Below are 12918 nucleotides of genomic sequence, written 5' to 3'. Positions count from 1 at the left end.
CACCCGGCCCCGGTCAGGGTCGGGGCAGGTTCCGCACCGCGGCGGGCAGGGCGCGAGCGACCTCCGTCGCGACGAGCGGGCCACCGGCGCCGGCCAGGGTCGCGGCGGCCCCGTGCAGCCACGAGCCGGCGCTCGCCGCGTCGAACGGCTCGAGGCCCGCGGCGAGCAGCGCCCCGACCACCCCGCCGAGCACGTCCCCGGCGCCGGCCGTGGCCAGCCAGGGGGTCCCGGTCGTCGTCACGCGCACCCGCCCGTCGGGCCGCGCGGTCACCGTGTGGCGGCCCTTGAGCACCACCACCGCGTCGCGCTCCCCCGCGGCGGTGCGGGCCCAGCCGAGCGGGTCGGACTCGATCTCCGCGCGCTCGCGCCCGAGCATCGCGGCGAGCTCGCCGGCGTGCGGGGTCAGCACGAGGTCGCGCGGCCCGCGCCGGACGTGCTGCAGCGCGTCGGCGTCGACGACGGTCGGGACCTCGTCGGCCAGCGCCTCCTCGAGCGCCTCGTCCGCGTGCTCGCCACCGCCCGACCCCACGACCCACGCCTGGACGCGGCCGGCGCCGACCACCTCCGGGTGGGCCTCGCGCACCCGGTCCGCGACCGGCTGCTCGCCGACGTACCGCACCATGCCGGCGAGGCCGCACGCGGCGCCCGCGACGCTCAGGAGCCCGGCGCCCGGGTACTGCGCCGAGCCGGCGCGGACGCCGACCACGCCCCGCGTGTACTTGTGGTCCTGCGGCCGGGGGCGCGGCAGCAGGCGGGCGACGTCCTCGGCCTGCAGCGCCTCGACGCCCGCCGGCGGCAGGTCGAGGCCGATGTCGACGAGGTGGACCGTGCCGCACGCCTCGGCCGCGGGGTCGACGAGGTGCGCGGCCTTGTGGGTGCCGAAGGTGACGGTCAGGTCGGCGACCACGTGCGCGCCGTCGGACCGGCCGGTGTCGACGTCGACGCCGGACGGGACGTCGACCGCCACGACCGGCACCCCCGCCACCTGCTCCAGCGCCGCCTGCGCTGCCGGTGCCAGCCCCGGTCGGCCCCCGATGCCGACGATGCCGTCGACGACCACGTCCGGCCTGCGCGTCGGCCGGTCGACGACCCGTCCGCCGGCCGCCCGGAGCGCGGCCAGCCCGCCGTCGTGGGCCCGCTCGGCCACCAGCACCGCCTCCACCGCGCAGCCGCGCCGGGCCAGCAGCGCACCGGCGTGCAGCGCGTCGCCCCCGTTGTCCCCGGGCCCGACCAGCAGCAGCACGCGTGCGCCGTACGCGCTCCCGAGGAGGTCGACCACCGCGTGCGCCAGCCCGGTGGCCGCCCGCTGCATCAGCGTCCCCTCCGGCACCCGGGCCATCAGCTCCCGCTCCGCCGCTCGCACCTGCTCGACCGTGTGGGCGTACCGCATGGGCGCGACGCTATCCGGGACATGGAGGGCGCGGCGACGGGTCGTGTGCCTGACGACGCGCTCCGTCGCGTCCTCGGGCACACGACCCGGACTGGGCGGGTGGGCTGTGGAGAGGCTCCAGCACGAGACGCGCGGACCGGTCACCCTCGTCGCCATGGAGCCCGCCCTGACGACGCTGCTGGGTCGCCAGCACGGCGTGGTCGCACGGCGCCAGCTGCTCGCGCTCGGGATCGACGCCGACCGGGTCCGGAACCAGCTGGCTGCCGGGCGCTGGACCCTCGCGACCCCCCGGGTGGTCAGCACGGTGACCGGCACCCTGACCGCCGAGCAGCGCGAGTGGTCCGCCGTCCTCCACGCCGGGCCCCGGAGCATGCTCGGCGGCCTGACCGCCGCGGCTCGTCACGGCCTCCGGGGGTGGGAGGCGACCGAGGTCACCGTCCTCGTGGACGACCAGCTCGCCTTCGAGGCGGTCGACGGCGTGCGGTTCTTCCGGAGCCGACGGCCGTTCGACCTCCTCCGGTCCACGAGGCCAGGTATCCCGCGCTGCGAGCTTGAGCCCGCGGTCCTCCTGCACGCGGCGTACGTCGCACCGGTCCGCCCGGCCCACGCCCTGGTAGCCGCCTGCGTCCAGCAGCGCCTCTCGACCCCGTCGCGGATGATCGAGTGGATCGACCAGCTGCGCCCCCTGCGGGGCGGCCGGTCCTTCTCGGCCACCCTCAGCCACGCCGACGCCGGCGCCCACTCCGGCGCGGAGCGTGCCGTCGGACGGCTCTGCCGCCGCTACGGCATGCCTCAGCACGCCGCCAGGTCGCTCGCGTCGACTCCGCCGGCCGTCGCCGCTTCACCGACTGCGAGTGGCCCCTTCCCGACGGCACCACGCTGGTGCTCGAGGTGGACGGCGACTTCCACATGGAGGTCCGCCAGTACACCGACGACCTGCGACGCACCCGGCGGCTGGCGGGCCGCGACCGGATCGTCGTCCGCTGCACGGCGTACGAGCTCCTGCACGAGCCCGACGACGTCGCGCGCGACCTGCTGGCGCTCGGCGTGCCGGGTCGTGTGCCCGACGCCGCGGCCTGACGCGTCCTGGGGCACACGACCGCGATCCGGAGGCGGGTCAGGACTCCAGCACCACGACGGCGGAGGCGACGCCGGCGTCGTGGGAGAGCGAGAGGTGCACGGAGGCGACGCCGAGCTCCTCGGCCCGGGCGAGCACCGAGCCACGCATCTCCATCAGCGGGCGGCCGGAGGACTCCGAGACCACCTCGGCGTCGTGCCAGGCGAGGCCGACGGGTGCGCCGAGGGCCTTGGCCAGTGCCTCCTTGGCGGCGAACCGGGCCGCCAGCGAGGCCAGCGGGCGCGACGCCTCCTCGGGGGTGAAGAGCCTCGCGCTGAGCCCCGCCGTCCGCGACAGGGAGACTCCGAACCGCTCGATGTCGACGACGTCGATCCCCACGCCGATCACCGGCACGACCGGACCGCCCTCACTCGACGGTGACGGACTTGGCCAGGTTGCGGGGCTGGTCGACGTCGTGGCCCATCGCGGTGGCCAGCTCGCAGGCGAACAGCTGCAGCGGCACGACCGCCACCAGCGGCTGCAGCAGCACCGGCACCCGCGGCAGCCGGATCACGTGGTCGGCGTACGGCTCGATCGAGTCGTCACCCTCCTCGACCAGGCAGATCGTCCGCGCACCGCGCGCCCGGACCTCCTGGATCCCCGAGACCATCTTCTCCCGCAGCTGGTCCCGCCCCCGCGGAGGTACGACGCACAGCACCGGCAGCCCCTCCTCGACCAGCGCGATCGGCCCGTGCTTGAGCTCGCCGGCCGCGAACCCCTCGGCGTGGATGTAGGCCAGCTCCTTGAGCTTCAACGCCCCCTCCAGCGCCACCGGGTAGCCCGCGTGCCGCCCCAGGAACAGCACCGACCGGGTCTCCACGTGCGAGCGCGCCAGCTCGTAGACCTGCTCGGAGCGCTCCAGCACCGACGCGATCTGGTCGGGCACCGCCTCGAGCTGGTGCATGATCTCGGTGATCTCGTCGCCGTACCGGGTGCCCTTGACCTGCGCGAGGTACAGCGCCAACAGGTAGCAGGCCACCAGCTGGGTCAGGAACCCCTTGGTCGAGGCCACCCCGATCTCCGGGCCCGCGTGGGTGTAGATCACCGCATCGGACTCCCGCGGGATCGTCGACCCGTTGGTGTTGCAGATCGCCAGCACCTTCGAGCGCTGGGTGCGCGCGTGCCGGATCGCCTGCAGGGTGTCCGCGGTCTCCCCCGACTGCGAGATGGCCACGACCAGCGTGGAGTAGTCCAGGATCGGGTCGCGGTAGCGGAACTCGCTGGCCAGCTCGACCTCGACCGGCACCCGCGTCCAGTGCTCGATCGCGTACTTCGCCACCAGGCCCGCGTAGAACGACGTGCCGCACGCGATGATGATGATCTTGTCGATGTCGCGCAGCTCCTGGTCGGAGAGGCGCATCTCGTCCAGCTGCAGCAGACCGGTCCGCGTGTGGCGCCCCAGCAGCGAGTCCGCGACCGCGCGGGGCTGCTCGAAGATCTCCTTGCGCATGAACCAGTCGTGGCCGTCCTTCTCGGCGGCCGAGAGGTCCCAGTCCACGTGGTAGCGCACGCCCTCGGCGGGCGCACCGTCGAACGTCGTGACCTCCACACCCTCGCGGGTGATCGTCACGACCTGGTCCTGGCCCAGCTCCAGCGCCTCACGGGTGTGCTCGATGAACGCCGCCACGTCCGAGCCGAGGAAGTTCTCGCCCTCGCCCAGGCCCACGACCAGCGGGGAGTTCCGGCGGGCGGCCACCACCCGCGAGGGGTCCTGGCCGTCCACCGCGACCAGCGTGAACGCGCCCTCGAGCTGCTGGCACACCCGCTGCATGGCGGTGGTCAGGTCGACGCCGGACTCCACCTGGAGCTCCAGGAGGTGCGCCGCGACCTCGGTGTCGGTCTCCGAGAGCAGGACGTGGTCGTCCGCCTCGAGCCGGGCGCGGAGGTCGTCGAAGTTCTCGATGATGCCGTTGTGCACCAGCGCCACCCGGCCCGCCGAGCCGAGGTGGGGGTGGGCGTTCGGGTCGTTGGGCGCACCGTGGGTCGCCCACCGGGTGTGCCCGATCCCGGTCGTCGACGCCGGCAACGGCTGGTCGGCGATGACCTTCTCCAGGTTGGCCAGCTTCCCGGCCTTCTTCGCAGAGGCGATGGTTCCGCCGTCGACGAGGGCGATCCCGGCAGAGTCGTACCCGCGGTACTCCAGCCTGCGCAGCCCCTCGATGACGACGTCCTGGGCCTGCTTGTCCCCGACGTACCCGACGATCCCGCACATGGGCCCCACTCTAACGACGTGGGACCGCGCGCCCCGCTTCGTCGCGCGGCTGCAACAATCGCCGCCATGTCGCATGGGTCGTCCGGCACGGCGGGTCCGGTCGTCGGACCCGGCTCCGCGCACCACGACGAGTCCCACAAGGAGCCGTCGCCCTACATCGAGCTCGACCGCAGCGCCTGGGCCGCCCTCGGCACCGGCGCGGAGAGCCCGCTGAGCGCGCAGGAGATCCGCACCCTGCGCGGCCTCGGCGACAACCTGGACCTCGACGAGGTCCGCGACGTCTACCTGCCGTTGAGCCGCCTGCTGAGCCTGTACGTCGAGGCCGCGGGCCGGCTGCACCGCAAGCAGGAGGACTTCCTGCACCGGCGCACGCCGCCGCGCACGCCGTTCGTCATCGGCGTCGCCGGCTCGGTCGCGGTCGGGAAGTCGACCACCGCCCGCGTGCTCCAGCAGATGCTGGCCCACTGGCCCGAGCACCCGAACGTCGCGCTGGTCACCACCGACGGGTTCCTCTACCCCAACTCCGAGCTGCAGCGGCGCGGCATCCTGCACCGCAAGGGCTTCCCGGAGTCCTACGACCGGCGCGCGCTGCTGCGCTTCGTCGTCGACATCAAGTCCGGCAAGGACGAGGTCGAGGCGCCGGTCTACTCACACCTGGTCTACGACGTCGTCCGCGGCGAGAAGGTCGTCGTGAAGCGGCCCGACATCGTCATCGTCGAGGGCCTCAACGTCCTGCAGCCCGCCCGGGTGCGCGACGACGGCCGCACGAGCCTGGCAGTCAGCGACTTCTTCGACTTCAGCGTGTACGTCGACGCCGGTCGCGACAAGATCCGCGACTGGTACGTCTCCCGGTTCCTGCGCCTGCGCGAGACCGCGTTCCGCGACCCCGGCAGCTACTTCAGCAAGTACGCCGCGCTGACCCACGAGGAGGCCGTCGCCGAGGCCGAGCGGATCTGGGACACCATCAACGGCCCCAACCTGGTGGAGAACATCCTCCCCACCCGCTCCCGCGCCACCCTGGTCATGCGCAAGGACCGCGACCACTCGGTGCGGTACGTGCGGCTGCGCAAGCTCTAGCCGGACCCCGGCCAGGCCCGACCCAGTCCAAGCCGGGCCGGGCCGGGTCCGGCTAGGCCAGGGCCAGCCGGTCGCGGACGACGCCGGCGAGCCGGTCGGCGACGCCGCGGGCGGCGTCCTCGGTCGGCGCCTCGACCATCACGCGCACCAGCGGCTCGGTGCCGGAGGGACGCAGCAGCACCCGGCCGGTGTCGCCGAGGGCGGCCTCCTCCGCGGCGACCGCGGCGGAGAGGGCCTCGTCGTCGGTGCGGGTCTTGTCGACGCCGGGGACGTTGACGAGGACCTGGGGGAAGCGGGTCATGACCGACGCGAGGTCGGCCAGGGAGCGGCCGGTGATCGCCATCTGCTCCAGCACGTGCAGGGCGGTCAGGGTGCCGTCGCCGGTGGTGGCGTGCTCGCGCATGATCACGTGGCCGGACTGCTCGCCGCCGAGGGAGAAGCCGTGGGCGTTCATCTCCTCGAGGACGTACCGGTCCCCCACCGCGGTCTGGCGCACCGCGATCCCGGCCTCGCGCATCGCGCGGACGAAGCCGAGGTTGCTCATCACGGTGGCGACGACCGAGTCGTCCTTGAGGTGGCCGGCGTCGCGCAGGCCGAGGGCGAGGATGGCGAGGATCTGGTCACCGTCGACGACCTCGCCGGAGGCGTCGACCGCCAGGCAGCGGTCGGCGTCGCCGTCGAGCGCGAAGCCCGCGTCGGCGCCGTGCTCGCGGACGGCCGCCTGCAGCGGGCCGAGGTGGGTGGAGCCGCAGCCGTCGTTGATGTTGAGGCCGTCGGGCGAGGCGTTGATCGCGATCACGGTCGCACCGGCGGCCTCGAGGGCACGCGGTCCGGCGACGGACGCGGCGCCGTGGGCGCAGTCGAGCACGACGCGGAGCCCGCGGAGCGGCTGCACCGTGCCGACCAGGTGGTCGACGTACTCGTCGATCGGCGTGGCGTACGGCGTGACACGGCCGACGTCGCCGCCGACCGGGGCCTGCCAGGGCTGGCCCATGAGCCCCTCGATCGCCTGCTCGAGGGCGTCGTCGAGCTTGACGCCGCCGCGGGCGAGGAACTTGATGCCGTTGTCGGGCATCGGGTTGTGCGAGGCGCTGATGACCACGCCGACGTCGGCGCCGAGCGCGTCGGTCAGGTACGCCACGCCGGGCGTGGGCACGACGCGGACGCGCAGCACGTCGACGCCCGCGGACGCGAGGCCCGCGACGACCGCGTGCTCGAGGAACTGACCGGAGATGCGGGTGTCGCGACCGACGACGGCCAGCGGGCGGGACCCGCTGAACTCACCTCGGTCGACGAGGACCCGGGCGGCGGAAACGGAAAGGTCCAGGGCCAGCGAAGCGGTGAGCACACCGTTCGCCTGGCCCCGGACCCCGTCCGTGCCGAAAAGACGACCCACGCGGGACGTCAGCGCTTGCTGAACTGCGGCGCCTTGCGCGCCTTCTTCAGACCGGCCTTCTTGCGCTCGATGACGCGAGCGTCGCGGGTGAGCAGCCCGGCCTTCTTCAGGGTCGGGCGGTTCGCGTCGAGGTCGATCGCGTTGAGGCAGCGGGCCACGCCGAGGCGCAGGGCGCCGGCCTGGCCGGTGATGCCGCCGCCGTGGATGCGAGCGATGACGTCGAAGCGACCCTCGAGCTGCAGGGCGGCGAACGGCTCGTTCACGACCTGCTGGTGCAGCTTGTTCGGGAAGTAGGAGTCCAGGGTCCGTCCGTTGACGGTCCAGACGCCGGTGCCCGGCACGATGCGGACGCGGGCGACGGCCTCCTTGCGGCGGCCGGTGGCCGCGCCGGGGGCGATGGTCGCGGGACGGGCCGGCGCGTCGGCGGACGGCGCGCTCTCCGAGCTGTAGGCGACGCCCTGCTCGTTGACCTCGTAGGTCTCCTCGACCTCGGTGGTGGTGTCGGTGGTCTCAGCCACGGTGATCCTCACTCAGACTTTCGGTAGGGCAGTCGATTACTGGGAGATCTGGGTGATCTCGAACGGGACGGCCTTCTGGGCCTGGTGCGGGTGGTTCGGGCCGCTGTAGACCTTGAGCTTCTTCAGCATCTGCCGACCGAGGCGGTTCTTGGGGAGCATGCCCCAGACCGCCTTCTCGATGACCTTGCGGGCGTCCTTCTCGAGGAGCTCGCCGACCGGGGTGGCCGAGAGGCCGCCCGGGTAGCCGGAGTGGCGGTAGGCCATCTTGGTGGTCTTCTTGTTGCTCGACAGCGCGACCTTCTCGGCGTTGATCACGATGACGAAGTCGCCGGTGTCGGCGTTCGGCGCGAAGATCGGCTTGTGCTTGCCACGCAGGAGGTTGGCGCTCTGCACGGCGAGGCGACCGAGGACGATGTCGGTCGCGTCGATCACGTGCCACTCGCGCTGGATGTCAGCGGGCTTCGGGGCGTACGTACGCACGTCTGTTCTGCTCTCTTCGTTCGTGGTTCCCGGCCAGTGGGCCCGGCCGGGTGGTGCTGCTGCGGCTTCTGACGAACACGGCCCGGCTCGCCCGACGTACGTCGGCGTCCGGATCTGCACCCACCCCGCGGAACGGGACGAGCGCGGCAGGAGTCGCGACCGGCAAGACTACGGCTGGGGCGCGGGCCCGGTCAAAACGAGAGGGCCCCGATGACCGCCTCGCGGGACACCGGGTTAACGCGGTTGCCGACCGCGGTCTAGGTTGGGCAGCGTGACTGACTCTCTCACCGTCCGCGACAACCGCACCGGACAGGAGTACGACGTCCCGATCCTCGACGGCACCATCAAGGCCGCCGACCTCGGGAAGATCAAGGCCGGAGAGGACGCTCCGGGCCTGGCCGTCTACGACCCCGGTTTCGTGAACACCGCCTCGTGCCGCAGCGCGGTCACCTACATCGACGGTGACAAGGGGATCCTCGAGTACCGCGGGTACCCCATCGAGCAGCTGGCGGAGAAGTCCACCTTCCTCGAGGTGGCCTACCTGCTGATCCACGGATCGCTGCCCGACAAGGCGCAGTACGACGCCTGGGTGCACGAGATCACCTACCACACGTTCGTGCACGAGAACGTCAAGAGCTTCATGCAGGGCTTCCGGTACGACGCGCACCCGATGGGGATGCTGATGGCGTCGGTGGGGGCCCTGTCGACGTTCTACCCCGACGCGCGCAACATCAGCGACGACGACAACCGCCACATGCAGATCGTGCGCATGATCGCGAAGATGCCGACCCTCGGCGCCTGGTCGTTCCGCCACGCGCAGGGCAAGCCGTACGTCTACCCCGACAACGACCTCGGCTACACCGCCAACTTCCTCTCGATGCTGTTCAAGATGAGCGAGTCGAAGTACGAGGCCGACGAGCGGCTGGTCAAGGCGCTCGACGTGCTGTTCATCCTGCACGCCGACCACGAGCAGAACGCCTCGACCAACGCCGTGCGCTCGGTCGGCTCGACCCAGGTCGACCCGTACTCCGCGGTCGCGGCGGGCGTCGGCGCCCTCTACGGCCCGCTGCACGGCGGCGCCAACGAGGCCGTGCTGCGGATGCTGCGCCGGATCGGCTCGAAGGAGAACATCCCGGCCTTCATCGCCGGCGTGAAGGACGGCAACGAGCGCCTGATGGGCTTCGGCCACCGGGTCTACAAGAACTACGACCCGCGCGCCCGGATCATCAAGAAGGCCGCCACGGACGTCTTCGAGGTGACCGGCACCAACCCGCTGCTCGACATCGCCCTGGAGCTGGAGAAGATCGCGCTCGAGGACGAGTACTTCGTCAAGCGCAAGCTCTACCCCAACGTGGACTTCTACTCCGGCCTGATCTACGAGGCCTTCCAGTTCCCGCCGGAGATGTTCACCGTCCTCTTCGCGATCGGCCGCACCCCGGGCTGGCTGGCCCAGTGGCACGAGCTGGTCCAGGACAAGGAGCAGAAGATCGCCCGCCCGAAGCAGATCTACACCGGCGACCGCGGCCTGGACTTCGTCCCGGCCTCGGAGCGGTGGGCCTGACCGGCGACCCGCACCACCCCACGACCCCGGACGGCCAGCCGTCCGGGGTCGTGCGCGTCGAGGGGGTGGTGTGGGACTTCGGGAACGTCCTCATCGACTGGGACCCGGTCGCCGCGATCGCGGCGGGCGTGGGCGAGGGGGAGGCGCGGCGCTTCCTGGCCGCGACCGACTTCGACTTCATGGCGTGGAACCACGGCCCCGACTCCGGCGGCACCTGGGACGACGCCGAGGCCGAGGTGCGCCGTACCCACCCGCACTGGGTCGAGCACGCGCTGGCCTACCGGGCGAACTTCGCCGCCTCCCTGCTCGGTGAGGTCCCCGGCACCGCGGACCTGGTGCGCGAGCTGCACGCGGCGGGGGTGCCGCAGTGGGGGCTGACGAACTGGTCCGACGAGCTCTACCCGCACGCGCCGGAGCGCTTCGAGGTGATCGCGCTGCTCGACGGCGTGGTCGTCTCCGGCACCGAGCGGGTCGCCAAGCCCGACCGCCGCGCCTACGAGCTGGTCGCCGACCGGATGGGCCTGCCGCTGGCCGCCCTGGCGTTCGTGGACGACCGGGCGAGCAACATCGAGGCGGCGCGGGCGCTCGGCATGACCGGCGTCCTGTTCACCGGCGCGGAGGACACCCGCGCCCGGCTCCGCTCCGCCGGCCTGCCCGTCTGAGGCTGCCCGGCCGCCGGCTCAGCCCACCCGGACGGTACGCCGCGTGGTGGGCCCCCGGGCCGGGTCGACCTCGACGGCGACCCGGCCGGAGCGCAGCACCGCCGCGCGGCCGGACCCCGTGAGCCGCACGCGCGCGGTGGCGACGCCGCCGGGGCGGAGCACGACCGTCGCGCGCCCGAGCGCCCGGGCGCCGCTCCCCCGCACCGTGATCGTGGCCGCACCGGGCATCGAGGAGACCACCGGCAGCACGACCGTCCGCCCGGCGACCCGCGCCGCCGCCGGCACCGCGGTGGTCCGGCCCGGGGTCACGGTGACGACCGAGGTGGCGGTGTCGTTTGACGCGCTGGCGTCGTCGCCGCTCGTGGTGACCGTCGCGGTGTTGGCGAGGACGACGGGCAGGTCGTGCCCGCGGACCTCCGGGCCCGGCCGGTCGGCGAGGCACTCGAGGTCGACCACCGCCTGCTGCGGGACGCTCGTGGTGTTGAGCAGCCGGAAGGCGCGCGCCTTGAGCCGCGGGTCGTTGCCGAGCTGGACCACCCCGGTCGGCAGCGACCAGGTCGCGAGGACCCCCTTGGCGTCGTCGGCGCAGGCGACCTGCTCCTCGACGACCCGGCCGGGCGGGAGCGTGACGGTCCGGACGACGTGGTCGAGCCGCAGGTCGTGGGTGTGCCCGTCGACGGCGGCGACCTCCCGGCGCAGGCAGCGCAGCGACAGGGCGACCGTGGCGGGGTCGGTGACGTCGAAGGTGAAGCGCCAGCCGCCCGTGACCGGCTCGGACCCCGACCAGCGGGCGGCGCCGCCGGCCAGCGCGAAGCCGGGCGCGACCGGCGCGGTGCCGGCGGGGCACGCCAGCGTCGCGGTCTGCCGGCCGGTGCCCCACGTCGGCGTCGCGGCGACGGATACCGGGTCGAGGGCGAGCGGGTGCCGGTGGCCCTCGGTGACCTCGGTGCTGGCCGGCAGGCACACGAGGAACAGCTTCGCCTGGGCGCGGCCGGTGGCGTCGTTGCGCAGCACGACCTTCCACGACCGGGGTCCGGTGGCCTCGGAGCGCAGCACGCGCACATCGGTGAGGGAGCCGGCGCCCTGGTCGACGTGGTCGACCCGGGCCTGCCCGTCGCTGACCAGCGCGTCGGGCGCGGCGCACGTCGCGGTGACCGAACGGGTCTCGCCGGGCTCGAGGTCGACGTGCTGCTCCTGCTTGGTGGGGGTGAGCTCGTGCAGCAGCCACCGGTCGGCCGGCGCCCCGGCGCCCGCGACCGGGTCGACCACGACGACGACCGGGAAGGAGGCGCTCGCCCCGGGCGCGAGCGTCCCGGCAGCGCAGGTCACGGTCCGGGCGGCGAGCGTGCACCCGGTCGGCAGCGGCCCGGGGGTGACGCCCGCGGGCAGGACGTCGGTGACCACGGTCTCCGGCGCCGGGACCGTGCCGACGTTGCGCGCGGTGAGCGTCCAGGTCAGCGTCGAGCCCCCGGCGGGGGTGGGCGTCGAGGCGGTCTTGGTGACGGCGACGTCCGGCCGCGCGGGCGGGGTGGCGGGCGTGCCCGGCAGGCAGACCGTGGTGGGCAGGAAGGCCACGTGGGTCTCGTTGGTGGAGTCGAAGGACGCGGCGATGACCTGGCCGACGACCACGTTGCGGGCGCTCACCGCTGCGCGGGGCGCGAGCACGTGGCCGCCGAGGTCCGAGCCGAGGCGCAGCGCCACGTCGGTGGCGCCGGGGAAGTTCCAGATGACCGGCCCCCGCGCCTGGACGCCCGCGGTGGTCGGCTGCGCGCCGCCGGGGGTCAGCGTGTTCTTCACCTGGTCGGGGAAGGCCACCGAGGCGCCGGGCACGTTGACGACGAGCGCCGAGCCGGACGGCACGTCGTACGCGATGGTCCGGGCGGTGGCGAGCTGCGCCGGGGTCAGCGTCACCAGGTTGAGCCGGGGGTCGGTGCCCCGCAGGACCAGCACCCGGTTCTGCACGTCGCCCTGCTCGACGACGGCACCGGTGTCGGCGGCTGCGCCCAGCGTGGCCGAGAGCGCCTCGAGGTGCGCGAAGCCGGCAGCGAAGTCGACGGGGTTGCTCGCCAGCAGGCGGCCCCCGCCGTTGTAGTTGACCTGGTGCCCGGCGCCCTGCCCGGGCCCGAACCAGGCGCTCCCGGCGTTGAGGTTGAAGGTGCCCGCCCGGCCGGCGACGACGAGCGCGGGGTCGCCCGCCGGCCACCTGCCCTGCAGGTGGCCACCGACGGTCATCCAGCTCTCGACCAGGTCGCCGCCGTACGCCACGGTCCCCTCCGACTCCGAGGTCCGCCGGCCGTCGCCGGCGACGAACTCCGTCCAGCCGGTCGCCTCCCCGAAGGCGTTGGTCACCTCCACGCAGGCCGTGGCCGCGGGTGCCGAGGCGGCGCCCACCGCGGCGCCCGGCGGGAGGACGAGTCCGGCCAGCACGGCCCCGACGGCTCCGACGGCCCCCACGACACCGCCGACACCGATTCGGGCTCGACCCCGACCTCCACGCACGCGTGC

11 protein-coding genes are annotated in these 12918 nt (G+C 73.6%); 4 read left to right on the top strand and 7 right to left on the bottom strand.

The features are described 5' to 3' along the window. Window positions 1-13 precede the first annotated feature (13 nt). The gene (locus tag AB0N29_RS12795) at window positions 14-1390 is read right to left on the bottom strand and encodes an NAD(P)H-hydrate dehydratase (RefSeq protein WP_364867186.1); all 1377 of its coding nucleotides are present in this window, start codon (window positions 1388-1390) and stop codon (window positions 14-16) included. A gap of 882 nt (window positions 1391-2272) precedes the next feature. Here AB0N29_RS12795 and AB0N29_RS12790 point away from each other — a divergent pair. Further along, complete coding sequence (locus AB0N29_RS12790; RefSeq protein WP_364867184.1) at window positions 2273-2470, top strand: hypothetical protein; 198 nt, start codon at window positions 2273-2275, stop codon at window positions 2468-2470. A gap of 37 nt (window positions 2471-2507) precedes the next feature. Here the strand turns inward: AB0N29_RS12790 and AB0N29_RS12785 are convergent, their stop codons facing one another. Together AB0N29_RS12785 and glmS are read right to left on the bottom strand one after the other, a co-directional pair. After that, window positions 2508-2861 (bottom strand): holo-ACP synthase, encoded by a 354-nt coding sequence (locus AB0N29_RS12785; RefSeq protein ID WP_302268033.1) that lies wholly within the window; start codon window positions 2859-2861, stop codon window positions 2508-2510. A gap of 13 nt (window positions 2862-2874) precedes the next feature. Beyond that, window positions 2875-4719, bottom strand: a complete 1845-nt coding sequence (gene glmS, locus AB0N29_RS12780; RefSeq protein ID WP_302268034.1) for a glutamine--fructose-6-phosphate transaminase (isomerizing) — start codon at window positions 4717-4719, stop codon at window positions 2875-2877. Window positions 4720-4785: 66 nt separating this feature from the next. Here glmS and coaA point away from each other — a divergent pair, with 66 nt between their 5' ends. Next, window positions 4786-5796: a type I pantothenate kinase gene (coaA, locus tag AB0N29_RS12775; protein ID WP_302268035.1), complete on the top strand. Its 1011-nt coding sequence runs from the start codon at window positions 4786-4788 to the stop codon at window positions 5794-5796. A 52-nt stretch (window positions 5797-5848) separates the two neighbouring features. Here coaA and glmM read toward each other — a convergent pair whose 3' ends face one another. The 3 genes from glmM to rplM are packed head-to-tail and all read right to left on the bottom strand — an operon-like array spanning window position 5849 to window position 8190. Beyond that, complete coding sequence (glmM, locus tag AB0N29_RS12770; RefSeq protein ID WP_302268036.1) at window positions 5849-7192, bottom strand: phosphoglucosamine mutase; 1344 nt, start codon at window positions 7190-7192, stop codon at window positions 5849-5851. Between the two features lie 8 nt (window positions 7193-7200). Further along, window positions 7201-7710, bottom strand: a complete 510-nt coding sequence (gene rpsI / locus AB0N29_RS12765; protein WP_300952885.1) for a 30S ribosomal protein S9 — start codon at window positions 7708-7710, stop codon at window positions 7201-7203. Between the two features lie 36 nt (window positions 7711-7746). Then, complete coding sequence (gene rplM / locus AB0N29_RS12760; RefSeq protein WP_300961843.1) at window positions 7747-8190, bottom strand: 50S ribosomal protein L13; 444 nt, start codon at window positions 8188-8190, stop codon at window positions 7747-7749. A gap of 271 nt (window positions 8191-8461) precedes the next feature. Between rplM and AB0N29_RS12755 the strand changes: the two genes are divergently transcribed. Continuing rightward, window positions 8462-9751, top strand: a complete 1290-nt coding sequence (locus AB0N29_RS12755) for a citrate synthase (RefSeq protein WP_302268039.1) — start codon at window positions 8462-8464, stop codon at window positions 9749-9751. Continuing rightward, the gene (locus AB0N29_RS12750; protein WP_364867178.1) at window positions 9742-10413 is read left to right on the top strand and encodes an HAD family phosphatase; all 672 of its coding nucleotides are present in this window, start codon (window positions 9742-9744) and stop codon (window positions 10411-10413) included. Before AB0N29_RS12755 ends, AB0N29_RS12750 begins: the two co-directional genes overlap by 10 nt. A gap of 18 nt (window positions 10414-10431) precedes the next feature. Here AB0N29_RS12750 and AB0N29_RS12745 read toward each other — a convergent pair whose 3' ends face one another. Then, window positions 10432-12840, bottom strand: coding sequence for a choice-of-anchor A family protein (locus tag AB0N29_RS12745; RefSeq protein ID WP_364867176.1), 2409 nt, complete (start codon window positions 12838-12840; stop codon window positions 10432-10434). Window positions 12841-12918 lie beyond the last annotated feature (78 nt).

Origin of the sequence: Nocardioides sp. NPDC092400 (assembly GCF_040684155.1) — a bacterium.
Classification (GTDB): domain Bacteria; phylum Actinomycetota; class Actinomycetes; order Propionibacteriales; family Nocardioidaceae; genus Nocardioides.
The sequence above is the reverse complement of the archived record's forward strand: the minus strand, read 5'-3'. Positions and strand labels throughout refer to the sequence as shown.